Source organism: Thioclava atlantica (genome assembly GCF_000737065.1).
Taxonomy (GTDB): Bacteria; Pseudomonadota; Alphaproteobacteria; order Rhodobacterales; family Rhodobacteraceae; genus Thioclava; species Thioclava atlantica.
In genome coordinates this window covers 86,628-108,949 of record NZ_AQRC01000015.1, presented here as the reverse complement: position 1 = coordinate 108,949, position 22,322 = coordinate 86,628, and the positions used below count along the sequence as shown (strand labels likewise).

Below are 22,322 nucleotides of genomic sequence, written 5' to 3'. Positions count from 1 at the left end.
GTTCAAAATTCAGGCGCGTTCGAAGCCGCGCATCCGTTCCCAATCGGTGACCACGCGGTTCTGCTCCTCGATCTCCCAGCGGGCGGCGCGGGCGTAATGGGTCACCACCTCCTCGCCGAAGGCCGTCTTGAGCATCGTGCTGCCCTCGAGCGCGGCGAGCGCCTCGGGAAGCGATTTCGGCACTTCGGTGACCGAACCCGCCTTGTAGATGTCGCCCGAGGCTTCCGGGCCCGGGTCCATCTCTCCCTCGATCCCCGCAAGCCCCGCCGCGAGCAATGCCGCGCAGGCGAGATAGGGGTTCAGGTCCGCGCCGCCGATCCGGCACTCGACGCGGATCGATTTCGTGTCCTCGCCGCAGATCCGGAAGCCCGCGGTCCGGTTGTCGAGCGACCAGACCGCTTTCGTCGGTGCAAAGAGCCCCTCGCAGAAGCGCTTGTAGCTGTTGGTATAGGGGGCGAGGAAATATGTGATCTCGCGGGCATGGGCAAGCTGACCGCCGAGGAAGTGCTGCATCAGCTTCGACATCCCGTTCGGGGCGTCGGGGTCGTGGAAAGCGGGTTTGCCCCCTTTCCACAACGACTGGTGGACATGGCTCGACGAGCCCGCCTTGTCGGTGTGGTATTTCGCCATGAAGGTCGCCGAGAGACCGTGGTTCTGGGCAACCTCCTTGGCGCATTGCTTCACCAGCAGATGCATGTCCGCCGTCTCGAGCCCGCCCGAATATCTGACATTCAGCTCTTCCTGCCCGCGCTCGGCCTCGCCCTTCGAACACTCGACCGGGATGCCCGCACGGTAGAGCGCGTTGCGCATGTCGCGCATCGCGGGCTCGCAGCGGGAATTGCCGAAGATCGAGTAATCCACATTGTAGCGCGCGACCGGGGTCGGGTCGGGATAGCCGGCGTCGAAGAGCTCCGGATAGCTTTCCTCGAACAGGAAGAACTCCAGCTCGGTCGCCATCATCACGTCGTAGCCCATCTCCTTCGCTCGCCCGAGCTGGCGCTTGAGGATGGTGCGCGGCGCATGGGGCACGGGGGTGTGGCTGTGATGGTCGAGCAGGTCGCAGATCACCAGCGCGGTGCCCGGGACCCACGGGATCACGCGCAGCGTCTCCATGTCGGGCTTCATGACGTAATCGCCATAGCCGCGCTCCCAGCTCGAGGCCTCGTAGCCCGGCACGGTCATCATTTCCATGTCGGTCGCCAGAAGGTAGTTGCAGCAATGTGTCTCCTGCCAGGCGCTGTCGACGAAATGCTGGGCGTGGAAACGCTTGCCCTGAAGGCGGCCCTGCATGTCCACCAGCGCGGCGATCACGGTGTCGATCTCTCCGGCCTTCACGGCCTTCTTGAGCGCGTCGAACGAGAATTTGGCGGTCATTGACTCCTCCGGGGTCTGAATGCGCCCCGCGACGATGCCGCGAGGCGAGGCGCCCGGCAAGAGCCGGACGACGGGGATGGCGCGCAATGACGAAATTGGCTCCGCGCGCCATCCGGGTCTGATCAGGAAAAGCGGTAGGGCGGGCCCGCTTTCTTCATCGTGTCGTTGTACTTGCGGAAGATGTCGACCACCTTCGCCTTCAGCTCGCTTTCGGCCGCGATCTCGTCCCAGAACTTGTGCGCGGCGTCCTCGACCTGCTGCCATTCGGCGTCGGGGATCGTGGTGAGCTGCATCTCGGTGCCCTCGACGCGCAGCTTCGCCTCGCCCGACCAGTACCAGTATTGGCGATGGTAATGGGACTGGTCGAAGCAGGTCTTCATCAGCGTCTTGAGCCGGTCCGGCACCTCGTTCCAGCGATCCATATTGGCGAAGAAATGCCCGATCCACGCGCCCGAGATGTTGTTGGTCAGGAAATAGGGCGCGTTTTTGCCCCAGCCCGAGGTGTAATCCTCGGTGATGCCCGACCATGCGACGCCGTCCAGCTCGCCGGTCTGCAGCGCGACTTCCACGTCTTCCCACGGGATCGTCACCGGCACGACGCCGAATTGCGCGAGGAAGCGCCCGGCGGTCGGGAAGGTGAAGACCCGCTTGCCCTTGAGATCGGCCAGCGACTTCACCGGTTCCTTCATCGCGAAGTTGCACGGATCCCACGAGCCTGCCGAGATGTGCTTGATGCCCACGGCCGAATACTGTTCGTCCCAGATCTCGTTGAGACCCCATTCGTTGAACAGCGTCGGCACGTCGAGCGAATAGCGCAGGCCGAAGGGGAAATACCCGCCGAAGACGGTGACCTCGGTAGGCGAGGCCATCGAATCGTCATCCGATTGCACCGCGTCGATGGTGCCCGACTGCATGGCACGGAACAGCTCCGAGGTCGGGACCAACTGGTCGGCGTAATAGAGTTCGATCTCCATCTCGCCATCGGCGATCTCGTTGAAGGTCTTGATGCAATTGTCCACGACCTGTTCGGCGAGCGCGGGGCCCGCATAGGTCTGCATCCGCCACTTGATCGGCGTGGTCTGCGCGATGGCCGGGGAGGACAGGCCGGCCGCTGCCGCGCCCACCGCCCCGGTGGCTAGAAACTTACGTCTGGTTGTCGTCATCACTCTCACTCCTTGTTGGTGGAAGGCCCGGTTCTTCCGGGCTCTGGTTATCTTCCGAGCACCGCATGCGGCAGCCAGAGCGCCAGCTGCGGGAAGAGCATCACGAGGATCAGCGTCAGCACCATCACCCCCACAAAGGGGATCACCGAGCGGTAGATCACCGGCAGGGTGAATTCGGGCGGCGCCATCGCCTTCATCAGGAACAGGTTATAGCCGAAAGGCGGCGTGAGATAGGCGACCTGACAGGTGATGGTATAAAGGACACCATACCAGATCATGTCGAAGCCCAGATGCCGCGCGAGGCTGACATAGACCGGGGCCACGATCACCAGCATCGCGGTGTCGTCGAGGAACATCCCCATCACCAGGAAGCTCAGCTGCATCAGGATCAGCACCTGCCAGGGGCCAAGCCCGAGGCTCTCGGTGAAGAAATCCTCGATCGCGCGGCCTGCTCCGAGCCCGTCGAAGACCGCGCCGAAAGACAGCGCCGCGGTGATGATTAGCATGAACATCACGGTGATCTGGAGCGTGCTCTCGGTCGCGACCTTGAATACACGCCAGGTGAAACGCCGCTTGACGGCGGCTGCGAACACCGCCGAGAGCGCGCCGATCACCGAGGCCTCGGTCAGGCTTGCCCAGCCCTTGAGGAAGGGCACCATCATCGCGACGAAGATGAAGGCCGGCATCAGGCCCGCGCGCAGCAGGCGCAGCTTCTCGCGCATGGTGATCACGGCGCGCTCCCCGGCATCCATCGGCGGCGCGAGATCGGGGTTCAACTTGCAGCGGATCACGATATAGGCGACGAAGAGCGTCGCCATCACGAGGCCGGGCACCGCGCCCGCGAGCCACAGCTCGGAGACCGGCTGACGTGCGATCAGCGAGAACAGCACCAGCACCACCGAGGGCGGGATCAGGATGCCCAAGCTCGATCCTGCCTGGATGACGCCCGAGATCATCAGCTTGTCGTAGTTGCGCCGCAGCAGTTCCGGCAGCGCGATCGTCGCCCCGATCGCCATCCCCGCGACCGAAAGCCCGTTCATCACCGAGATCATCACCATCAACAGGATCGTCCCGATGGCGAGCCCCCCGGGCAGCGGGCCGAACCACACATGGAACATGCGGTAAAGGTCCTCGGCCAGCCGGCTTTCCGACATCACGTAGCCCATATAGACGAACATCGGCAGCGTCAGGAGCGGCGTCCATTTCATCAGCTTCATGACCGAGCCGAAGCCCATCTGCGTCCCGCCCGGACCCCAGAGCCAGAAGGCCGCCACGACCGCGACGAAGCCGATCGCCCCGAACACCCGCTGCCCGGTGATCATCATCAGCAGCATGGTCGAGAACATCAGGATGGCGATGGTGTTGTGATCCATCAGATTTCCTCCCCGCGGATCGTCGCGATGTCGCGGATCAGAAGCACGGTCGCCTGCAGGAACAGCAGCGCGAAGCCGGTGGTGATCACCACCTTGATCGGCCAGAGATAGGGCCGCCAGGCGGTGGGGTTCCGTTCATTGTATTCGAAGGAATAGACGGTCGAGTCGAAGGCCGAATAGACCATGATCCCGAGATAGAACATCAACGCGAAGACGGTGAAGGCATCCCACCAGGCCTGCCCCTTCTTGGAGAAGCGCGAATAGAGAAGGTCCATGCGCACATTGGTATCGCCCTGAAGCGACCACGGCGCCCCCAGCATGTAATAGGCGACCAGCGTGAACTGGGCCATCTCGAGCGTCCAGAGCGCGGGAATGTGCAGGATCTTCGTGAGCGACGAGAACAGCATGATCCCCATGATCACGTAGAGCAGATACATCGCGACCTTGCCGAGGCGGCGGTTGAACCCCTCGACGAAGCGGACATAGGCGCGGATCCATCCCGGCATCAGGCGGCCTCCCCGGTCGTGGTTTCGATGCGGGCGCGGGCGGCGCTCAGCACGGGCGCGAGCTGCGCGGCCATCGCCTGTTGCGCTGCCGCGTCGGCGATCAGGTCGTTGCGGACCTCCAGCATCACATTGGGCAGCCCCATCGGCGTTGCCTGGAGGGCGAGCGTATGCGTCACCCCGTCCGCGGCCGAATAGGGCTCGTTGAGACGGGCATCGAGCCCGGTGCGCGCCTGCGCCTCCTCGAGCACGGCCCGGGCGAGGCCGGGGTCGCGGTCATGGATCACCCCGAGTTCGACGCTGCGCCTCTGCCCGAAATAGACCGGGGTGAAGGAATGGACCGTCACGAGGATCGGCACCTCGCCCCGCGCCAGCCGGCGCGCGATCAGGGCGCGCAGCTCGGCATGGAAGGGGAGGTAGAGTTCCTCCGTGCGGGCGAGCCGAGCTTGCGCGTCGAGCCCGGCATTGCCCGGGATCGCGTGGATCTCCGAGCGTTCCGGCATCGCGCCGGGATGATGGGGCGGGCGGTTGAGATCGTAGATCAGGCGCGACTGGCAGGCATGGGCGAGCGGTGCATGGAGCACCTCGGCAAGCCCCCATGCGAGCCCGAGCGCGCCCGGGTCCCAGGCGATATGGGCCGCGCGCTGCGCCGCGTCGAGCCCGAGATCGCCCCAGGGCGCCGGCATCGCGTTCGAGGCGTGCTCGCATATGATGACGAAACGCCCGCTGCGCTCGGCGCCCTCGATCCGGATTGCCGCGGTCTTCGTGCTCACCCTGTCCCCCTGGTCGCGATTCCCGTCCTGCGTCAGGAACAGGCTCGCCTCGCCCTCCCATTTGTGTCAAGATATTTTCAGAATTTTAAAATCTGTTACGATCTGTTCTTCATCGACCTGAGCGGGGGTGCCCAATTTGACGGCAGTCACGAAAAGCATCGAGGATCAGCTTCGGGCCGCGATCGAGGGCATGACCCGCGCGGAGAAGCAGCTCGCCTCCTACATCCTGCGCCATTACCCGATGGCGCTGCTGGGCTCGGTGACCCAGCTTGCCAAGGGGGCGGAGGTCTCGTCACCCACCGTCGTGCGGCTCGCCAAGAAGATGGGGTTCGGCGGCTATCCGGGGCTGCAGCAGGCGGTGCGCGACGAGCTCGAGGCGCAGCTCGTCTCGCCGCTCGTCAAGCATGATCGCTGGACCGGGGACGTGCCCGACACCCATGTGCTCAACCGGTTCGCCGATGCGGTGCTGGGAAATCTGCAGGCAACGCTGAAACAGGTCGATCACGCGCAGTTCGACCTCGCCGCGGCGCTGCTGGCCGATCCGGCGCGGCGCATCTTCGCCACCGGCGGGCGCATCACCCTGCCGATCGCGGAATATTTCGTCACCCATATGAAGGTGATCCGTCCCGGGGTGGAGCTGCTCGAGCCGGTTTCGAATGCCTGGCCGCCCGCGCTTCTCGAGATGCGCGAGGGCGATGTGCTGATCGTCTTCGATATCCGCCGCTACGAGAACACGGTGCTGCAGCTCGTCGAGATGGCCGCGGATCAGGGGGTGGAGGTGATCCTCTTCACCGACCCCTGGGTCAGCCCGGCCGCCGCGCATGCCCGCGCCCGGTTCTCGGCGCAGGTCGAGGTGCCTTCGGCCTGGGATTCGACCGTCGCGATCCAGGTTCTCGTCGAGACCCTGATGGCCGCGGTGCAGTCGCTCACCTGGGAAGAGACGGCGGCGCGGATGAAGCGGCTCGAGGCGCTCTACGACCGGGCGCGCTTCTTCCGGCGCAAGTGAGGGCCGCGGGCGAAAAAGCGGCGGTGATTTTTCATCCGATCTGTGCCAGCATGCGGGCGAGGAGGATCGCCCATGACCGAGATTTCCAGTGATTTCAAAGGACAGACCGTCATCTGCACCTTCGAGATGACGCCGGCGACCGCGCATGAGCTGATGGAGCTTCTGCAATCCGCCTATGCCGAGGTGATCTCGAAGGCGCCGGGCTTCATCGGGGCGGGGTTGCACATGAACGATGCGCGGACCCGGATCGCGACCTATTCGAAATGGCGCGACCGCGGCGATTACCAGGCGATGCTGCGCAGTCCCGAGATGATCGAGCGCAACAAGGTCATCAACACGCTGTGCCGCAGCTTCGAGCCGGTGATGTACGAGGTCGCGGCGGATTTCTGAACCGGGCCGGGCGGTGCCGCGGCGAGGAACCCGCGCCCAAGCCCGCGCATTGTCAATTCACCAGAAGCAAGCGGAGAGCGAGATGGAACATGTATTTCAGGCGATCGGCACGGTCGGGGTTGTCCTGCTGGTGATCGCGGGGCTTCTCGCGGGCTGGATCGCGAGCCTGCTTTCGGGCGGGCGGCACAAGGGTGCCTATCTCGCGATCGGGGTGGTCGCGGCGCTGGCCACGCCTTTCATCGCGGCGCTGGTCGGCGGGGCGATGATCGCGGCGGGCGGCCTGCTTGCAATCCTCGCGATGGCGCTGGTGGGTGCGGTCGTCGTGCTGATCATCGGCAAGCTGATCCTCGACTGAGCGTCAGGGCGCGGGCGCGCCCCGCAGCAGCCACCAGCCGAGCTTGATCCAGGCGAACCCCTCGCGGGCGCGGGCTTTCGGGCTGGCACGGTGGTCGGGGCAATCGGCGCGAGGCTCGAGGCCGAGCCTGCGCGCGATCACCACCGCGCGCGGCGCGTGGTAAGGATCGGTGACGATGACCACCCGCGGTTCCGCAAGGCAGGCGCGGGCGAAAGCGATATTCTCATAGGTGCTCGTCGAGCGCTCCTCGCGCAAGATCGCCTCTGCCGGCACGCCTGCCTCTTGCAGCAGCCGCGCCATCACCTCGGCCTCGCTGGGCGCGTGCCGCCCCAGACCTCCGCAACAGACGATCCGCGACCCGGCCCCGGCCCGCCAGAGCGACAGGGCATGTGCGGTGCGTCGCTCCAGCGCGGGAGAGGGGCGGCCGTCCGGCCAGACGGCTGCGCCGAGGATCAGGATCGTGCTCATCTCCTTTCAGCTAGCCAGCGGCGGCGAGGGCGACAAGCCGGCGGATCCGTGCTAGCATCACGAGACTGTGAGGGCTCACGGAAAAAGGGAGGTTTCCATGCGCAACCTGTTCGTCGCGTCCCTGATGCTCGCTGGCGCCCCTGCGCTGGCCGATCCGGTCAATATCCGCCCCGACATGATGTCGGTCACGGTCGAGACTGCTTCCGGCCCGGTCGAGATCAAGCGCATCCAGGACAACGACAACCAGATCACCGGCGAGTGGGCACAGACCTCGCGGCCCTGTCCGGATTTCTGCATCCAGCCGATCGTGCCCGCCCCCGGCGTGACCCCGATCGGAGAGCTGGAGATCCTGCAATTCCTTCAGGATCCGAACGTGGTGGTGATCGACGGGCGCATCACCCGCGATTTCAAGACCGGCGCGATCCCCGGCGCGGTCAACGTGCCTTATACCGAGGCCGCCGACCGTCTGGGCGAACTCGGCTGCGAACCCGATTTCGAGGGCTTCGTCTGCGACGGTCACGGGGTGAAGTCGGTCGCGCTCTATTGCAACGGCCCGTGGTGCGGCCAATCCCCGGCCGCCGCGCGGCGGATGATCGAGGCGGGGTTCCCGGCGGAGAAGATCTACTACTACCGCGGCGGCATGCAGAGCTGGCGGATGCTGGGGCTCACGGTGACGGAGTGAGCGTCGCTCCCGCATTCCGAATTCCTGCCGCAATCTACGGCTAACCTCGTCCCATAGGTGTTCGACGAGGTGATCTGTGTACGATTTACCGGCGAATTTGCCGGTCGTTCTGGCCGTGTCGATCTTCCTTTCCGTCATCTTTCTTCTGGTCCGGAGGCCGAGGTGGATCTCCGCAACCCGGGCCACCTCCTATGTGCTCGTCGATGGCTCGAACGTTCTCTACTGGCCCAACGATACGCCCGACCTGATGTCGGTACGGAACGTCGTCGATCAGTTGCGAAAGGCGGGGGCCATTCCGATCGTCTGGTTCGATGCGAATGCGGGATATCTGCTTGCCGGCCGCTATCGCGGAGCGCGCGCCTTTGCGCGGTCGCTCGGTTTGCCGTAGGGGCAGGTTCATGTCGCGCCCAAGGGAACGCCGGCCGATCCGCTTCTTCTGGAGGCGGCGGGGAAATTGCGGGCGCGGATCGTCACCAATGACCGCTACAGGAATTGGCAGGAAACCTATCCGATCCTCGCGGATCGAACCCTGCTGATCCGGGGGCGCTGGAATACCGGTCGCGTCATCCTCGAAGGAGGGGTCGATCGCGCCCAGGCTGCGGCGGCCTGAGGCATGTGTCGCTCTGACCTCTAGTCCGGCTCTCCGCACTGATAGGCCGCGCCATCGGGCAGATGGCACAGCCGCGCGAAGAAATCGGGGGCGAGGGCGTCATAGGTGAGCAGGTTATGTTCCCGGTCAATCCGCTCGAGATAGTCGCTGCAGGCGGCGGTGTAATAGAGCTCCTGACGTTTCTCCTCGCGATACCATTGCGCGAATGCGGCGCTCGCGGCGGCGGAGAGATCGTTCGAGGTCTTCATCTCCGCTTCGAACGCCGCCGCGATATCGGCCTGCATCGGCCAGCCGGCGAGCGCGTCCCACATCCCCGGCTGGCCATCCGCGCGCAACTGCCAGGCGATGGCGAGGCTATAGGCTGCGGCATCCGCCTCGATCGCGAAGATCGCGCGCGCGTTTTCATGCATCGAGAGGGTCGGTTCGGGGCAGGTGCCGCAGAATTTCTGCTGCAGGTGGCGCAATTCGTGGATCAGCACCACCGCTTGCAGCTCAGGGTCCAGATCGGCCGCGATGATGATGCGGCAGGCTTCGGGCTCCAGATAGCCGCGCGCGTCATGCAGCGTATCGGCAAGGCAGAGCTCCCTGGTGTCGCGAAAGAGCGTCGTCCCCAGGGCGGGCCAACGCGTGAGAACCGGGTCCAGCCTGTCCACAAGGGCAGCGATTTCGGGCGAGCTGTCGAAGGGCGGGGCGGCGCAGGTCATCTCCTGCGCGAATGTCGGATGGGCGAGACAGACGAAGCCGAGCGCAAGGAGGCCGCGTCGCGCCGCTCTCACCGGCCCTTCCTCCGCTTCACACCGCCGCGTTGGCCCGGGCGCCCCGCGGTGGAGCGTCCCTTCGCCTTCACCGCCGCCTCGCTCGCCGCCTCGACCGCGGATTGCCGCGCCAGCGGGTCGTCATGCACGGCGAGATCCACCGCCTCCAGCCGCTTGACCTCGTCGCGCAGCCGCGCGGCCTCCTCGAACTCCAGGTCCTCGGCGGCCTTGCGCATCTTCGCGCGCAGATCATCGAGATGCGCGGCGAGGTTCGCGCCGACCTTCGGTGCGTCCACCTTGGCGGTGACCCGCGACATGTCGGTGTCGCCCTGATAGAGACCGGCGAGCACGTCATCGACGTTCTTGCGCACCGTCTCGGGGGTGATCCCGTGTTCCTCGTTATAGGCGATCTGCTTGGCGCGGCGGCGGTCGGTCTCGTCCATCGCGCGCTGCATCGAACCGGTGATCTTGTCGGCATACATGATCACGCGCCCCTCGGCGTTGCGCGCGGCCCGGCCGATGGTCTGGATCAGCGAGGTTTCCGAGCGCAGGAAGCCTTCCTTGTCGGCATCGAGAATCGCGACGAGCCCGCATTCGGGAATGTCCAAGCCTTCGCGCAGCAGGTTGATCCCGATCAGGACGTCGAAGGCACCCAGCCGCAGGTCGCGCAGGATCTCGATCCGCTCGATCGTGTCGATATCGGAATGCATGTAGCGGACCTTGATGCCCTGTTCGTGCAGGTATTCGGTCAGATCCTCGGCCATGCGCTTGGTGAGCGTCGTGCACAGCACGCGCAGCCCCTTGGCCGTGACCTTGCGGATCTCGTCGAGCAGGTCATCCACCTGCGTCTCCACGGGGCGGATCTCGACCACCGGGTCCAGAAGGCCGGTCGGACGGATCACCTGTTCGGTGAAGACGCCGCCGGTCTGCTCCATCTCCCAGCGGCCCGGCGTGGCCGAGACGAAGACCGATTGCGGGCGCATCGCGTCCCATTCCTCGAATTTCAGCGGGCGGTTGTCCATGCAGGACGGCAGACGGAAGCCATGCTCGGCCAAGGTGAACTTGCGCCGGTAGTCGCCGCGATACATGCCGCCGATCTGCGGCACGGTGACGTGGCTCTCATCGGCGAAGACGATCGCGTTGTCGGGGATGAACTCGAACAGGGTAGGGGGCGGTTCGCCCGGCGCGCGCCCCGTCAGATAGCGGGAGTAGTTCTCGATCCCGTTGCACACACCCGTGGCTTCCAGCATCTCGAGATCGAAATTCGTCCGCTGTTCGAGCCGTTGCGCCTCCAGCAGCTTGCCCTCGTCCTGCAGCTGCTGCAGCCGCTGGGCGAGTTCCTTGCGGATCCCCTTGGTCGCCTGTTGCAGCGTGGGGCGCGGGGTCACGTAATGCGAGTTCGCGTAGATCCGGATCTGCTCGAACGTGTCGGTCTTGGCGCCGGTCAGCGGGTCGAATTCGGTGATCGCCTCCAGCTCCTCGCCGAAGAAGGAAAAGCGCCAGGCGCGGTCCTCGAGGTGGGCGGGCCACAGATCGACCGTGTCGCCCTTCACCCGGAACGCGCCGCGCTGGAAGGCGGCGTCGAGGCGCTTGTACTGCTGGGCCACCAGTTCGGTGAGGAACTTGCGCTGTTCGATCAGGTCGCCGACCTTGAGATCCTGTGTCATCGCCGAATAGGTCTCGACGCTACCGATGCCGTAGATGCACGAGACCGAGGCGACGATGATCACGTCGTCGCGCTCCAGAAGCGCACGGGTGGCCGAGTGGCGCATCCGGTCGATCTGCTCGTTGATCTGGGATTCCTTCTCGATATAGGTATCCGAGCGCGGCACATAGGCTTCGGGCTGGTAGTAGTCGTAATAGGAGACGAAATACTCGACCGAGTTGTCGGGGAAGAAGCCCTTGAACTCGCCATAGAGCTGGGCCGCGAGCGTCTTGTTCGGCGCGAGGATGATGGCGGGGCGCTGGGTCTCCTCGATCACCTTGGCCATGGTGAAGGTCTTGCCCGTGCCCGTCGCCCCCAGCAGCACCTGATCGCGCTCGAGGGCCTCGATCCCGCCCGAAAGCTCGGTGATCGCGGTGGGCTGGTCGCCCGCAGGCGCGAAGTCCGATTTCATCACGAACCGCTTGCCGCCCTCGAGCTTGGGGCGGGTGAGCACATCGGGACGCTCGGAGGGCAGGTTGGTATTGTTATGGGGCATCGCGGAGACCTTTCGCTTGGCCTAAGATTTGTCCTCTTTTCGTTCGCGTTCAAGGGGTTGCGGAAGATGTTAACGCAAGCTTGCCGGATTGGTTCAAATTCCGCATTCTTTTCAGCCCCTTGAGGTGCGGTTTCGATTGCGCCCGGAGGCTCTCGTTCGCAATATGTTCGGGCAAGCAGCATCGTTCTGCCGGCCGGCGCATCACCCCATCCCTCGCTCCTCGGCCGGCCGGCAGAAACCCCGACGGGCGGGGCAGGCCCGGTTTGGCCGTGCTTGCGGGCTTGCGATTTGCCGTCAATGCACTAAGACGGTGCTGAAGCATCGCTGAGGAGAGTGCCCATGCGCGCGCGCATCTATCAACCCGCCCGCAATGCCATGCAGTCGGGAACTGCGAAAACCAAGTTCTGGTATCTCGATTACGTTCCCGCCGATGCACGGGAAATCGATCCGCTGATGGGCTGGACCAGTTCCGACGACACGCAGGCGCAGGTCCGTCTGCGCTTCGACAGCCGCGAGGCGGCGGAAGCCTATGCGAAGGAACATGCCATCGATTATGTCGTGACCGAGCCGCATCAGCGCGCCACCAATATCCGCCCGCGCGGCTATGGCGAGAATTTCGCCTCCGACCGCCGCGCGAACTGGACGCACTGAGCGCCCCCTCACGGCGTGTGGCTTGACGTGGAGGCGCCTTTCGGGGCGCCTTTTTTTCTGACTGATGTTTTTCCTCTCAGGACGAGACCGATGATCGCGATCACGCTGGAAAATCCCCTGCATCCCGATCTGGCGCATCTTCACGCCCGCCATACCGAGGCGATGCATGCCGACACCCCGCCGGGCTCGATCCACATGCTGCCTGCCGATGCCCTGGCCGCGCCCGGGATCGCCTTCTACGTGATGCGCCGCGAGGGTGCCCCGGTCGGGATGGGCGCGTTCAAACACCTCTCCGGGTCCCATGCCGAACTGAAGTCGATGCATGTGCTTTCCGAGATGCGCGGGCAGGGGCTGGCGCGGGTGCTTCTCGAGCACCTGATCGCAGAGGCGCGCGCGGCCGGGATCTCGCGGCTCAGCCTCGAGACCGGCTCGCAGCCCTCCTTCCGCCCCGCGCGGGAGCTGTATCAGCGCGCAGGTTTCACCGCATGCCCGCCCTTCGGCAGCTATCGTCCGGACCCGAACTCGGTCTTCCTGACCCGCGAGATCTGAGCTTGCACGCGCGCGCGTGATCGCGCATTTAAGGGGCGCGCGGTCCCGTAGCTCAACTGGATAGAGCAGCTGACTTCTAATCAGCAGGCTGAGGGTTCGAGTCCTTCCGGGATCGCCATTTTCTGATTTTTGCCACTTGCCAATGGGGCATGAGCTTGTGAAAAATCGGCGTTTCGTGCGCGCGCTCTGTCAAAAGATTATTTTTGCTGCACGGCTCTCCTTTCTTCAACCTCCTACCCCCAAGGTCCCCCGTTCAAAAAGGAGAGGCTGCCGGTTAGAGGCTGGAAGTCGGGCCGCTCGTCCTAGAAAAAATGTGCGCACACGAGCAGCGTGAGGAAAGGCAAGGCCGCGCAATCGCCTGTGGCCTTGTCGTTCCATAGAGTTCACCGCAAGCGGCGTCCTTCACCATCGAACAGGCGCATATCTGCCGAGTCGGTGGTCAGGTGAAGGAGGTCGCCAGGTTCAGCGGAAATACCTCGACCTATTTCGACGGTGCATCGCGTGCCGCTTTCAAGGTCGCCGTAAAGATAAGTGACCCCTCCGAGGAACTCCGAGAAATGCACGCGCATCGGAAAACATGGCTCGTTTTCACGTGCGATGCGCAGGTGCTCAGGACGGATGCCCAGCGTGAGCGCGCCCTTGTGAGAAGTCTCCAGATCCGGTCCCGGCATGTTTCGTGATCCAATCCGAATGTGACCGTCGTTCGCTCTCTCGGCCGAGACGAAATTCATCTTGGGCGAGCCTATGAAGCCCGCGACGAAGGTGTTGTCAGGGTCGTCGTAGAGTAGCGCAGGTGGGCCGACCTGCTCGATCTCGCCGTTGCGCAGCACGACGATCTTGTCGGCGAGTGTCATGGCTTCCGTCTGGTCGTGGGTGACGTAGATCATCGTGTTGCCGAGTTCGCGATGAAGGCGCGCAATTTCGATACGCATCTCGACCCGCAATTCGGCATCGAGGTTCGAGAGCGGTTCATCGAACAAAAAGACCTCGGGATCGCGCACGATGGCGCGTCCGATAGCGACACGCTGACGCTGGCCGCCCGACAGTTGGCTGGGGCGGCGATCGAGGTATTGCGATAGTTGGAGCACCTCGGCGGCGGCGCGCACCTTGCGCTCCACCTCTTGCTTGGAGCGTTTTGCCGCCTTGAGGCCGAAACCCATATTTTCCGCGACGCTCATATGAGGGTAGAGCGCGTAGGTCTGGAATACCATTGCGATACCGCGCTCGGAGGGATCGCGCTCGGTCACGTCCTTGCTCCCGATGAAAACATCCCTGGCGGTCACCTCCTCAAGGCCCGCGATCAGGCGCAAGAGAGTCGACTTGCCGCAGCCGGATGGCCCGACGAAGACGACGAACTCTCCGCTTTCGATATCGAGGTTTATGTCCTTGAGAACCGCGAGGCCACCGAAGGACTTGTAAAGGCGGTTCAGCCTCAGGCCGGCCGTCCGGGTCGTTTCGATCTGTTCCATGCGGCTCATTTTCCTGTCTCGCGCCGGATCCATGTCAGCATCGCTCCTCGTGCGCGATTGTCCCATGCGTAATAGGGAACCGCACGGATCAGCGTTTCTTTCCGCAAAGGAGGAATGGCGCGGTAGAGAGCTTCGTCCGGCCAGTGTTCCCGGATGGCAGAGGCGACGAGCGTGTTTGTGGGCAGGTCTTTGCTTGCATGCACCTCTATTGCCACGTCGTCGGTCAACACTAGGCTGTTGAGATCGGGCCCATTGTCAACTTCTTCGAGGCAGTAGACGAGCGGCCCACGCATCAGGGCGGTCCGTCCCTGGTCCGGGATAACCTTCGGATGGGCGAAGATCCGTCGCGGCGAGAGCGCAAGTTCGAGAGCCACCTTGTCTCCCGGCGACCAGCGGCGACCGAGGCGGAGGTATAGGTTGAAGGCTCGTTCGAGAGGGCCTTTGAACTGATACTGGCGTAGGAAGCTAGGCACCCAAACCGTATTCAGGTCGCCGGCGGACTCGATAGCGCGGCCCGCCATCACGTCGCAGGTTCACCGCCCGGCGGCAGGGGACGCGAAATTACTTGCTGATCTCATGGAAGAAGAGGTCGATCTCCAGCGCCAGGCCGAACTCGAACTCATTGAGCTCGGGCCCGCTCCAGCGATGCTCCTCGAGATGCTCGAGAAGGTCCCGGCGTTTCTGGTCGTCGCGCGGCTCCAACGGCAGGAACTCGGCTGCGCGCAGCAGATCGATCCGCTTGTGAACCTCACGCATGGCCGAGAAGGCTTCCATCATCACCGGCATCAGGAGCGGCTCCTTCTGCCAGGACTGGCCTGCGAAGACCTCCTGAACCACGCGGTTGCCGGCGCCCAGACAATCATAGGCGACACAGCCGGGAAGCCCTTCCTGCGTCAGCTTGTCGTGGATCGTGCAACTGTGCCCCGAGAGGTTCCGGCAAGGCTCGCCGGGGTTCTTGTCGAAGGCGAAATCCTTGCCCTTGTCGAAGGCCAGCACGACGCAGCAAAGCGCCGCGCATTTCGAACAGTCGGTCTTGAGACGGTCGGTCTGGGGCATTTTGGCTTTCGATTATCAATGGACTTCCCGAGGGAAGTCTTCGGGTCGCCATATCCCGCGAAACGCCTCTGGAGTGCAAGCCTCGGCCATTCTGCTGCGATCTCGGCTCATGCCGTTCGACCAGAGCTCGCGCGGCTGGTGTGGCTTATATGGAGCTGTGCGTGCTGTCCGGCCCGAGGATAGAGGCTTTTCCGAAGGCGCGCAGCTGACGCCGTGGTTCGTGGTCCAGCGACGCCCGCTCCGGCAATGCGTATCATGCGCAGCGAACAACCGCTCCCCGCCCTTTCGAGACGTGCCCTCGAAGTTCGCTGCTCTGTGGGGGTTTTGCAGAGCGTTGTTCGAACGCAGGAGGCCCCTCACGATCTACGCGCGTGGTCCAACTCCCCGAGGGAGGATTGCCTTACACTTCGTCTGCAAGGGTCAGTTTGGGGTCTTGGGCCTGGGTGCTAAATCGACGCCTCCACAACGCCCTGAACAAGGACCGGCTCGAAATAGGTCTTCGAGCGCCCGCCGATCGTGATCGGGTCGATCATCGCGACGCATTTCCGGTAATGGGCGGTCTTGCGGTGATCTTCGAGCGCGTCATCGCTCTTGAAGATTTCGTAGACGAAGAAATTGTTCTCGTCTTCGGGGTCGTGAAGCAGGTCGAAGCGCAGGTTGCCCGGCTCTTCGCGTGTGCCGTCGCAATTGATCTTGAAGGCTTCGAGGAAAGTCTCGCGCGTGCCCGGCTGCACCTTGATATTCACCAGTTGGATCAGCATTCAGAAGTCCTTTCGTGTCGTTCTTACGTGCCCGGTGCACGCCACATGGATTGGGTCACGCCCTCGGCAACCAGTGCGCGTTGTGCGGCATAGGCACGCTGCCAGCGGTCGCTTGCCTCGTCATAGAGGTCGCGCAGCGCGCGGTTCGGTTGATATTCATCTTCGATGCAGGACCATGCCGCGCCCGCTTCCATCAGCGAGCCGAACTGGCCTGCCCCGGTCGCTCCGGCGGCTGCACATCCAAGCGCGGTGGCCTCCTTTACCTTCGAGGTCGCGACCGGCAGGCCGGTGACATCGGCGAGGATCTGCGCCCAATGCGGGGATTTCGACGCGCCCCCGGCAAAGACGATGCGCGCGGGGCGCTCGCCGGTCAGCGCGAAAACTGCCTCGAGATTGCGATGCGCAACGATCGCGGCATTTTCCTGCAGCGCACGAAAGATCGCGGCGGGGCCGGATTTCTCGGGATCGAGCGAAAGGTTGAGCAGTGACGGGGCGGCGTGGATCCACTCGTTGTAACGCATGACGTCGGACAGGATCGGGATGATCCCGTGTGCGCCCGGCGGCACCTCCTTCGAGGCGGCCTCGAGTTCAAAATACCCCTTGCCTTGCCCGAAGGCGTCGCGGAACCAGCGCATCGCGGCCCCGGTGAAGAAGCTGATCGCTTCGGCCTGATTGAGATGCGAGACCACATGCGGATTGATCCGGAGTTTCATGCTAGGATCGGTCAGGGTCAGCGGGACATTGACCACCTGTTGCCAGAACGTCCCGCCGAGCACCGCGCAGTCGCCGTTCTCGACGATGCCCAGCCCCAGCCCGCCGGTCTGGCAGTCGCCACCGCCGGCGATTACGAGCGTGCCGGGCGCGAGCCCGGTTTCCTTTGCCGCAGCACCCGAGACGGTGCCCACGCATTCGCCGGTCACGACGCTGCGCGGGAAGATATCGCTGCGCAGCCCCAGTTTCTCCATCGCATCGCCCAGCACCTTGCGATCGGCGAGGCCGATCAGCCCGGTCGTTCCGGCATTCGAGGGTTCAGAAGTGAGCTCTCCCGAAAGCCGGTAGAGCACCCAGTCAGACAGCATCGTCAGCGCCTGCGCCCGTTCGAGCACCTCGGGCATGTGGCGGCGCAACCAGATCAGCCGGGGCAGGGCGCCAAGCGCGTAGGTCTGGCCCGAGCGCGCATAGATGTCTTCCTCCAGCCCAGGATGGTCCCTCTTGAGTTCGCGGACCTCGGCATCGGCGCGCGCATCGACATTCGCGCAGGCCCAGATTTCCGCGCCGCTCTCGTCATGTAGCACGAACGCCTCGCGCATCGCCGTGGCGCTGACCGAGACGATGTCCTTCGGATCGACGCCGGCCTTCGCGATCACTTCGCGGCAGCAGCGGGCCAGCGCCGCCCAGTTGCCTTCCGTGTCGAAGTCCATCGAGCCAGGATAGCGCGGGTCACTGGCGTGCCACCATTCCTGCCCGGCGGTCGCGACCTCGGCGCCAGTCTCGTCGAACAGGACGGCCCGGCCGCTGCCGGTGCCGGCGTCGAAGGCGAGAAAATAGCGCATGTCAGTCCTCCGCGGCGTCTAGAAGCGACAGCGCGGTCGCCTCATCGGTCACCAGAATGTCGAGAATTTGGCCGCGCAGCGCGGCGAGGATCGGGGTCACCTTGTTCGGCCCGCCGGCGGCGCCGATCACCTGCTCGCAGTCGCGAAGCTGGACCAGATCGACGCCGATCACGCGCTCATGCAGCGGCAGCTCCATGTCCTGCCCGGTTCGGTCGTAGAAACGGCACAGCACATCGCCACGCGCGCCACTGCGGCGCAGCGGCTCGATCTCGCCAGCGGTGATGTAACCTTGCGAGACCACGGTCGCCTGTTCCGAAATGCCGCCGATCCCGACCAGCTTGTAATCCGCCGCGATCGCCTGGTTGAGCAGCGACGAGATCGCGGGCTCACGCAGCAGGGCCGCAGCCAGTTCCGGCGTCGAGACCACCAGCGGCGCCGGGATGATGTTCGGCATACGATCCCAATGCGCCTCGCGCATCCCCTGTACATAGGTCTGCACGCCGCCGGTCAGGGAAAACAGCTCGATCCGGCGCTCCTGCACGACATGGCCGAGCACCCGGATCGCGTTGGACACGGTGGAGCCCCAGCCGACCGCGAGGCTGTCGCCTGGGGCCAGCTTCTGCATCAGGAAATTCGCTGCGGCCTGTCCGATCCGCGCGTCGATATCCGCCCCGGTGCCATCGGGAATCACGCGGCAATCCTTGAGGTGGAACCTCTCCTGCAGGCGCGTCTCGATCTCGAGGCAGCCCTGCTGGCGCGAATTGATCCGCACCTCGATCAGCCCGGAGGCGCGCCCCGCATCGAGGAGCCGCGATACCTTGATGCGCGAGAGGTTGAGCTGGTGGCCCACTTCGCTCTGCGTGAGGCCGTCGTTGTAATAGAGCCATGCGACTCGCGCGAGCAGGGCTTCGTCCGTTTCGTTCGGCGCGAGCTCTTCCATGACGATCGGTCCTCCGAGGTGGTCGGGTAATGTTCAAATAACTCGTTACCAAAACATATGAACAAGTCAACAGCTCAAAAACGCCGCATTGCAGCGTAAAAAATAAGCAAAAAATTGTTGACAGCGCATGCGGTGAATGAACAGATGTTTTAAGTTAAAGCAGATGAACAGTCGTGACTGCGAGATGTTGATCGAGGGAGGAGTTATGGCACCTATGCTCGCCGAGCTTGGCCGGGTTTCGAAAAGCTACGGCGGCGTGCCTGTGCTCAAGGGCGTGGATTTCGCGGTGCGTGCCGGGGAGATCCATGCGCTTCTGGGCGGCAATGGCGCGGGCAAGTCCACCTTGATGAAGATCCTTGCCGGTCTGGTCGCCCCCAGTGCCGGGCGCGTCTCCATCGCGGGGGCGTCGCTCCATCCCCCGACGCCTGCGCAGGCTCAGGCGATGGGGCTCTACCTCGTGCCCCAAGAGGCGCATATTTTCCCCAATCAAAGTGTCCTGGAGAATATCTGCATCGGTCTGCCGCGCCGGGCGGAGGCATATCGCGCCCGCATCGGCGAGCTGATCGCGGATCTGGGCGTGGCGCTTTCCCCCGATGCCAAGGCCGCGACCCTCGAGATTGCCGACCGTCAGATCGTGGAGATCCTTCGCGGCCTCGTGCGCGATGCGAAGGTGCTGATCCTTGACGAGCCGACTTCGGCGCTCACTCCGCATGAGGTGGACACGCTGTTCGACCGGATGCGGGCGCTGCGCGCGACGGGTCACGGTCTCGTCTTCATTTCCCACAAGCTGCACGAGTTGCGCGCGGTCAGCGACCGGATCACGGTGCTGCGCGACGGCTATGTCGTGCACAGCGCGACGATGTCCGAGAGTAATGATGTGGAAATCCTTGCCGCTATGAGCCCGGGTGTCGCGGCCCTGCGCGACCGGCGCGCCGACAGGGCCCGGGCCGAGCGCAAGACGCTCGAGGTCGCGGGGCTGCGCGGCGAGGGCTTCGTCGATATCTCCTTCGATCTGCATCACGGAGAGGTTCTCGGTCTGACCGGGGTGGTCGGGGCAGGGCGCACCGAACTGGCCGAAACGCTCGTTGGGTTGCGTCCGCGCGCCGGCGGAGAGGTCGTGCTGGAAGGGCGGGCCTTCCTTGCCCGGACACCGCGCGACGCCGTGCGCGAGAATGTCGTGCTCCTGTCGGAGGATCGGCAGCAATACGGGCTCTTTCTCGATGCGCCACTCTACTGGAATACCTCGTCGCTCGTGCATTACCTGCTGCCCTTCCTGCTGCGGCCCGGCAAAGAGCGCGCGCGCTTCGAAGGCTATCGCAAGACGCTCGGGATCAAATGCGAGACGGCGGAGCAGCCGGTGCGCAGCCTTTCGGGCGGCAACCAGCAAAAGGTGTTGCTGTCGAAATGCCTCGCTGCTCAGCCGCGGGTCCTGATTCTCGACGAGCCGACGCGCGGCGTCGATGTGGGCGCGCGCAACGATATCTACGAACTGATCGAACAGCTGGCCGATGCAGGCACGGCGGTGCTGCTGATCTCGTCCGATTTCGATGAGGTCGTTCGCCTGTCGGACCGGATCGCGGTGATGGCGGGCGGGCATCTCGCCGGCGAGCTTCCGGGCGGAAGCAGCACCGACGAGATCGCCGAGCTGGCCTTCGAATCCAGGGAGGCCGCCCATGCTTGAACGGATCGCCCGCGAACGTGTCGCGACCTTGTTCCTCGTCACCCTGATCGTGCTCCTGCTGGTCGGCGCGGCGGCGCCCGGGTTCCTGTCAACGCGCACGGCCTCGATCATCTGGTCGAACGGTCTGGTGCTGATGCTTGTAGCGCTGGGGATCTTCCCGGTCATCCTGACACGCAATATCGACGTTTCGGGCGGCTCGGTGCTCGGGCTCTCGGCGGTGACGCTGGGACTGACGGTGAATGCCGGGGCCTCGCTGCCGGTCGCGATCGCGGCGGCTCTTGGCGCGGGCGTGGCGGCGGGCGCGCTCAATGGCGGGCTCGTGGCGCTCCTTGGCGTGCCCTCGATCGTGACCACGCTCGGCACGCTCGGCCTGTTCCGTGGCGTGATGCTGATCGCCACCGGCGGCGAGTGGATCGAGGAACTGCCGCAGGGGGTCAAGGACCTTTCGGGCAAGGGATTCGTAGGGCTGTCGGCGGTGGGGATTGTGGCGATCGCGCTGATCGCGGCGGTCTGGCTGGTGCTGCGCACCCGGCGCGGGCACTGGATCTTCGCGGTGGGCGACAACCGTGAGGCCGCGCGCCATCTGGGCCTGCCGCTGCGCCGGATCGAGTTCCTCGCCTTCGTCTGGGCGGGCGCGATGTATGCGATCGCTGGTATCGCCTTCGCGGCCCAGATCGGGTTCGTGCCCAATCAGGCCGGCTCGGGCATGGAGCTGCGGGCGATAGCCGCGCTGGTGCTGGGCGGCATCAGCCTGCTCGGCGGCGTCGGATCGGTTGCGGGCGTGGCGATCGGCGTGATCTTCTTCACCTCGATCGACACCGCGCTCGTCTTTCTCAAGATCCCGGCCTACTGGAACGACCTCATCGGCGGCGCGATGCTGCTTGCGGTGCTGCTGATTGACGGCCGGCTGCGGATCGCGCTCGAAGCCCGCGACCGCGCGGCGCGCTACCGCCGTGGCGAAACGTCCCCGTCCAGGACGGGTGATCTGGAGGAAGCGGCATGAAGCGTCTCGTGATGCGGTGGGAAGTCCTCTTGCTCGGACTACTGGTCCTTGAGCTTGCAATCTTCGGGGCGATCAACCCGCGCTTCCTCAATCTGAGTTCGTTGCTCTATGGCACTTCCGATTTCGTCCATGTCGGGATCGTGGCCGTGCCGTTGACGCTGGTGATCATTGCCGGCGGGATCGATGTGAGCTTCGCCTCGACCGTGGGACTTTGCGCGATCACCTTCGGCATCGCCAATTTCTTCGGGATGCCGCTCGCGGTCTCGCTTGCGGTCGGTTTCGCGACGGGCGCGCTGGCGGGGCTGCTGAACGCGACGATCATCCGGCTGACGCGACTTCAACCGCTCGTGGTGACGCTTGGCGCGCTTTACATGTTTTCGGGGGCGGCCACGGTGCTCTCAGGGGTCGTGGGGGCGAATGGCTATGACGGGATCGGCGGCTTCCCGGCTGTCTTCACCGGGCTTGGCTACCAGATGATCCTCGGGCTTCCGATGCCGCTTTTCGTGTTCCTCGCCTTCTCGCTGGTGATGCTGGTGCTGCTGCATGTCACGCGCTTCGGGCGGCTGGTGTTCCAGATCGGCCAGAACGAATCCGCCGCCCGCCACGCGGGCATGCCCGTCGCGCGGGTGCAGCTCTTGACCTATGTCATCACCGGGCTTGCCGCCGCGCTTGCGGGGCTGCTGCTGTCGGCCTATTTCGGCTCGGCGCGGGTGGATCTGGGCAAGGCGACGCTCCTGCCCGCGATCACCGCCGCCGTTCTCGGAGGGGCCTCGATCTACGGCGGTCAGGGCTCGGTGATCGGCACCATTATCGCCACTTTCATCATCGGCTATCTGCAGCAGGGCCTGCAGATGAGCGGAGTTCCCAGTCAGGTTTCCAGTGCGTTGTCCGGAGCGCTGCTGGTTGTCGTCGTCGCAATGCGCCACGGGGCGTCCTTGCTGCGCGAGTTCATTCCGGTTCGGCCGCGTCCGTCAGAATGACGCAGGCCAAAGCGTTCAGAGGAGGA

General features: G+C 64.5%; 25 protein-coding genes and 1 tRNA gene. 12 read left to right on the top strand and 14 right to left on the bottom strand.

What is annotated here, in order from left to right; all coding sequences use genetic code 11:
• Nucleotides 1-9: 9 nt before the first annotated feature.
• The 5 genes from DW2_RS16345 to DW2_RS16325 all read right to left on the bottom strand — a co-directional run bounded on the left by DW2_RS16345 (nucleotide 10) and on the right by DW2_RS16325 (nucleotide 5,186).
• Nucleotides 10-1,374 carry a glutamine synthetase family protein gene (locus DW2_RS16345; RefSeq protein WP_038148210.1) on the bottom strand — a complete coding sequence of 455 codons (1,365 nt, stop codon included), beginning with the start codon at nucleotides 1,372-1,374 and terminating at the stop codon, nucleotides 10-12.
• 122 nt (nucleotides 1,375-1,496) lie between these two features.
• A complete protein-coding gene (locus DW2_RS16340; protein ID WP_038148208.1) occupies nucleotides 1,497-2,537 on the bottom strand; it encodes a TRAP transporter substrate-binding protein in 1,041 nt (346 codons plus the stop codon).
• A 47-nt stretch (nucleotides 2,538-2,584) separates the two neighbouring features.
• Nucleotides 2,585-3,910, bottom strand: a complete 1,326-nt coding sequence (locus tag DW2_RS16335) for a TRAP transporter large permease (RefSeq protein WP_038148205.1) — start codon at nucleotides 3,908-3,910, stop codon at nucleotides 2,585-2,587.
• The gene (locus DW2_RS16330) at nucleotides 3,910-4,416 is read right to left on the bottom strand and encodes a TRAP transporter small permease subunit (protein WP_038148203.1); all 507 of its coding nucleotides are present in this window, start codon (nucleotides 4,414-4,416) and stop codon (nucleotides 3,910-3,912) included. The genes DW2_RS16335 and DW2_RS16330 overlap by 1 nt, the downstream gene beginning before the upstream one ends.
• Complete coding sequence (locus DW2_RS16325; RefSeq protein ID WP_038148200.1) at nucleotides 4,416-5,186, bottom strand: N-formylglutamate amidohydrolase; 771 nt, start codon at nucleotides 5,184-5,186, stop codon at nucleotides 4,416-4,418. The genes DW2_RS16330 and DW2_RS16325 overlap by 1 nt, the downstream gene beginning before the upstream one ends.
• A gap of 136 nt (nucleotides 5,187-5,322) precedes the next feature.
• On the opposite strand from DW2_RS16325, the gene DW2_RS16320 reads away from it, so the two are divergent.
• The 3 genes from DW2_RS16320 (at nucleotide 5,323) to DW2_RS16310 (ending at nucleotide 6,937) form a co-directional block, all read left to right on the top strand.
• On the top strand, nucleotides 5,323-6,192 hold the full coding sequence (locus DW2_RS16320) for a MurR/RpiR family transcriptional regulator (RefSeq protein WP_038148255.1): 870 nt from the start codon (nucleotides 5,323-5,325) through the stop codon (nucleotides 6,190-6,192).
• Nucleotides 6,193-6,264: 72 nt separating this feature from the next.
• Entirely contained in the window at nucleotides 6,265-6,582 is a 318-nt protein-coding gene (locus DW2_RS16315; RefSeq protein ID WP_038148199.1) for an antibiotic biosynthesis monooxygenase family protein, read from the top strand.
• Between the two features lie 82 nt (nucleotides 6,583-6,664).
• Nucleotides 6,665-6,937 carry a hypothetical protein gene (locus tag DW2_RS16310; protein WP_038148197.1) on the top strand — a complete coding sequence of 91 codons (273 nt, stop codon included), beginning with the start codon at nucleotides 6,665-6,667 and terminating at the stop codon, nucleotides 6,935-6,937.
• 3 nt (nucleotides 6,938-6,940) lie between these two features.
• Here DW2_RS16310 and DW2_RS16305 read toward each other — a convergent pair whose 3' ends face one another.
• Nucleotides 6,941-7,405 carry a YdcF family protein gene (locus DW2_RS16305; RefSeq protein ID WP_038148195.1) on the bottom strand — a complete coding sequence of 155 codons (465 nt, stop codon included), beginning with the start codon at nucleotides 7,403-7,405 and terminating at the stop codon, nucleotides 6,941-6,943.
• Between the two features lie 97 nt (nucleotides 7,406-7,502).
• Between DW2_RS16305 and DW2_RS16300 the strand changes: the two genes are divergently transcribed.
• The 3 genes from DW2_RS16300 to DW2_RS19865 all read left to right on the top strand — a co-directional run bounded on the left by DW2_RS16300 (nucleotide 7,503) and on the right by DW2_RS19865 (nucleotide 8,697).
• Nucleotides 7,503-8,087, top strand: a complete 585-nt coding sequence (locus tag DW2_RS16300; protein WP_038148193.1) for a rhodanese-like domain-containing protein — start codon at nucleotides 7,503-7,505, stop codon at nucleotides 8,085-8,087.
• Nucleotides 8,088-8,163: 76 nt separating this feature from the next.
• Entirely contained in the window at nucleotides 8,164-8,475 is a 312-nt protein-coding gene (locus tag DW2_RS19175; RefSeq protein WP_051856285.1) for a hypothetical protein, read from the top strand.
• 66 nt (nucleotides 8,476-8,541) lie between these two features.
• Complete coding sequence (locus DW2_RS19865; RefSeq protein ID WP_156102999.1) at nucleotides 8,542-8,697, top strand: hypothetical protein; 156 nt, start codon at nucleotides 8,542-8,544, stop codon at nucleotides 8,695-8,697.
• A gap of 20 nt (nucleotides 8,698-8,717) precedes the next feature.
• Here the strand turns inward: DW2_RS19865 and DW2_RS16290 are convergent, their stop codons facing one another.
• Both DW2_RS16290 and uvrB read right to left on the bottom strand, forming a co-directional pair.
• Complete coding sequence (locus DW2_RS16290) at nucleotides 8,718-9,473, bottom strand: DUF6782 family putative metallopeptidase (protein ID WP_038148191.1); 756 nt, start codon at nucleotides 9,471-9,473, stop codon at nucleotides 8,718-8,720.
• Nucleotides 9,470-11,653: an excinuclease ABC subunit UvrB gene (uvrB, locus tag DW2_RS16285; RefSeq protein WP_038148189.1), complete on the bottom strand. Its 2,184-nt coding sequence runs from the start codon at nucleotides 11,651-11,653 to the stop codon at nucleotides 9,470-9,472. The genes DW2_RS16290 and uvrB overlap by 4 nt, the downstream gene beginning before the upstream one ends.
• A gap of 339 nt (nucleotides 11,654-11,992) precedes the next feature.
• Between uvrB and DW2_RS16280 the strand changes: the two genes are divergently transcribed.
• The 3 genes from DW2_RS16280 (at nucleotide 11,993) to DW2_RS16270 (ending at nucleotide 12,971) form a co-directional block, all read left to right on the top strand.
• A complete protein-coding gene (locus tag DW2_RS16280; protein ID WP_038148188.1) occupies nucleotides 11,993-12,304 on the top strand; it encodes an ETC complex I subunit in 312 nt (103 codons plus the stop codon).
• 90 nt (nucleotides 12,305-12,394) lie between these two features.
• Nucleotides 12,395-12,853, top strand: coding sequence for a GNAT family N-acetyltransferase (locus tag DW2_RS16275; protein ID WP_038148186.1), 459 nt, complete (start codon nucleotides 12,395-12,397; stop codon nucleotides 12,851-12,853).
• Between the two features lie 41 nt (nucleotides 12,854-12,894).
• A tRNA-Arg gene (locus DW2_RS16270) sits at nucleotides 12,895-12,971 on the top strand.
• Nucleotides 12,972-13,236: 265 nt separating this feature from the next.
• On the opposite strand, the gene DW2_RS16265 is transcribed toward DW2_RS16270, so the two are convergent.
• The 6 genes from DW2_RS16265 to DW2_RS16240 all read right to left on the bottom strand — a co-directional run bounded on the left by DW2_RS16265 (nucleotide 13,237) and on the right by DW2_RS16240 (nucleotide 18,632).
• On the bottom strand, nucleotides 13,237-14,322 hold the full coding sequence (locus DW2_RS16265) for an ABC transporter ATP-binding protein (protein WP_051856282.1): 1,086 nt from the start codon (nucleotides 14,320-14,322) through the stop codon (nucleotides 13,237-13,239).
• A gap of 5 nt (nucleotides 14,323-14,327) precedes the next feature.
• A complete protein-coding gene (locus tag DW2_RS16260) occupies nucleotides 14,328-14,696 on the bottom strand; it encodes a hypothetical protein (RefSeq protein WP_238321352.1) in 369 nt (122 codons plus the stop codon).
• A gap of 187 nt (nucleotides 14,697-14,883) precedes the next feature.
• Nucleotides 14,884-15,378, bottom strand: coding sequence for a hypothetical protein (locus DW2_RS16255; protein ID WP_038148183.1), 495 nt, complete (start codon nucleotides 15,376-15,378; stop codon nucleotides 14,884-14,886).
• A gap of 446 nt (nucleotides 15,379-15,824) precedes the next feature.
• Complete coding sequence (locus DW2_RS16250; protein WP_038148181.1) at nucleotides 15,825-16,139, bottom strand: antibiotic biosynthesis monooxygenase; 315 nt, start codon at nucleotides 16,137-16,139, stop codon at nucleotides 15,825-15,827.
• A 23-nt stretch (nucleotides 16,140-16,162) separates the two neighbouring features.
• The gene (gene lsrK, locus DW2_RS16245) at nucleotides 16,163-17,692 is read right to left on the bottom strand and encodes an autoinducer-2 kinase (RefSeq protein ID WP_038148180.1); all 1,530 of its coding nucleotides are present in this window, start codon (nucleotides 17,690-17,692) and stop codon (nucleotides 16,163-16,165) included.
• 1 nt (nucleotide 17,693) lies between these two features.
• The gene (locus DW2_RS16240; RefSeq protein ID WP_038148178.1) at nucleotides 17,694-18,632 is read right to left on the bottom strand and encodes a sugar-binding transcriptional regulator; all 939 of its coding nucleotides are present in this window, start codon (nucleotides 18,630-18,632) and stop codon (nucleotides 17,694-17,696) included.
• A gap of 205 nt (nucleotides 18,633-18,837) precedes the next feature.
• Between DW2_RS16240 and lsrA the strand changes: the two genes are divergently transcribed.
• Genes lsrA through DW2_RS16225 form a run of 3 tightly spaced genes read left to right on the top strand, consistent with a single transcriptional unit; the run spans nucleotide 18,838 to nucleotide 22,296 of the window.
• A complete protein-coding gene (gene lsrA / locus DW2_RS16235; RefSeq protein ID WP_038148176.1) occupies nucleotides 18,838-20,313 on the top strand; it encodes an autoinducer 2 ABC transporter ATP-binding protein LsrA in 1,476 nt (491 codons plus the stop codon).
• Nucleotides 20,306-21,316 carry an ABC transporter permease subunit gene (locus DW2_RS16230; protein ID WP_038148174.1) on the top strand — a complete coding sequence of 337 codons (1,011 nt, stop codon included), beginning with the start codon at nucleotides 20,306-20,308 and terminating at the stop codon, nucleotides 21,314-21,316. The genes lsrA and DW2_RS16230 overlap by 8 nt, the downstream gene beginning before the upstream one ends.
• Nucleotides 21,313-22,296, top strand: a complete 984-nt coding sequence (locus DW2_RS16225) for an ABC transporter permease subunit (protein ID WP_038148173.1) — start codon at nucleotides 21,313-21,315, stop codon at nucleotides 22,294-22,296. Before DW2_RS16230 ends, DW2_RS16225 begins: the two co-directional genes overlap by 4 nt.
• Nucleotides 22,297-22,322: the final 26 nt, after the last annotated feature.

Bases quoted from the DNA above. Each gene is read 5' to 3' on its own strand.
- DW2_RS16345 (WP_038148210.1), bottom strand. From the start codon at position 1,374: ATGACCGCCAAATTCTCGTTCGACGCGCTCAAGAAGGCCGTGAAGGCC.
- DW2_RS16340 (WP_038148208.1), bottom strand. From the start codon at position 2,537: ATGACGACAACCAGACGTAAGTTTCTAGCCACCGGGGCGGTGGGCGCG.
- DW2_RS16335 (WP_038148205.1), bottom strand. From the start codon at position 3,910: ATGGATCACAACACCATCGCCATCCTGATGTTCTCGACCATGCTGCTG.
- DW2_RS16330 (WP_038148203.1), bottom strand. From the start codon at position 4,416: ATGCCGGGATGGATCCGCGCCTATGTCCGCTTCGTCGAGGGGTTCAAC.
- DW2_RS16315 (WP_038148199.1), top strand. From the start codon at position 6,265: ATGACCGAGATTTCCAGTGATTTCAAAGGACAGACCGTCATCTGCACC.
- DW2_RS16310 (WP_038148197.1), top strand. From the start codon at position 6,665: ATGGAACATGTATTTCAGGCGATCGGCACGGTCGGGGTTGTCCTGCTG.
- DW2_RS16305 (WP_038148195.1), bottom strand. From the start codon at position 7,405: ATGAGCACGATCCTGATCCTCGGCGCAGCCGTCTGGCCGGACGGCCGC.
- DW2_RS16300 (WP_038148193.1), top strand. From the start codon at position 7,503: ATGCGCAACCTGTTCGTCGCGTCCCTGATGCTCGCTGGCGCCCCTGCG.
- uvrB (WP_038148189.1), bottom strand. From the start codon at position 11,653: ATGCCCCATAACAATACCAACCTGCCCTCCGAGCGTCCCGATGTGCTC.
- DW2_RS16280 (WP_038148188.1), top strand. From the start codon at position 11,993: ATGCGCGCGCGCATCTATCAACCCGCCCGCAATGCCATGCAGTCGGGA.
- DW2_RS16275 (WP_038148186.1), top strand. From the start codon at position 12,395: ATGATCGCGATCACGCTGGAAAATCCCCTGCATCCCGATCTGGCGCAT.
- DW2_RS16265 (WP_051856282.1), bottom strand. From the start codon at position 14,322: ATGGAACAGATCGAAACGACCCGGACGGCCGGCCTGAGGCTGAACCGC.
- DW2_RS16255 (WP_038148183.1), bottom strand. From the start codon at position 15,378: ATGCCCCAGACCGACCGTCTCAAGACCGACTGTTCGAAATGCGCGGCG.
- DW2_RS16250 (WP_038148181.1), bottom strand. From the start codon at position 16,139: ATGCTGATCCAACTGGTGAATATCAAGGTGCAGCCGGGCACGCGCGAG.
- lsrK (WP_038148180.1), bottom strand. From the start codon at position 17,692: ATGCGCTATTTTCTCGCCTTCGACGCCGGCACCGGCAGCGGCCGGGCC.
- DW2_RS16240 (WP_038148178.1), bottom strand. From the start codon at position 18,632: ATGGAAGAGCTCGCGCCGAACGAAACGGACGAAGCCCTGCTCGCGCGA.
- lsrA (WP_038148176.1), top strand. From the start codon at position 18,838: ATGGCACCTATGCTCGCCGAGCTTGGCCGGGTTTCGAAAAGCTACGGC.
- DW2_RS16230 (WP_038148174.1), top strand. From the start codon at position 20,306: ATGCTTGAACGGATCGCCCGCGAACGTGTCGCGACCTTGTTCCTCGTC.
- DW2_RS16225 (WP_038148173.1), top strand. From the start codon at position 21,313: ATGAAGCGTCTCGTGATGCGGTGGGAAGTCCTCTTGCTCGGACTACTG.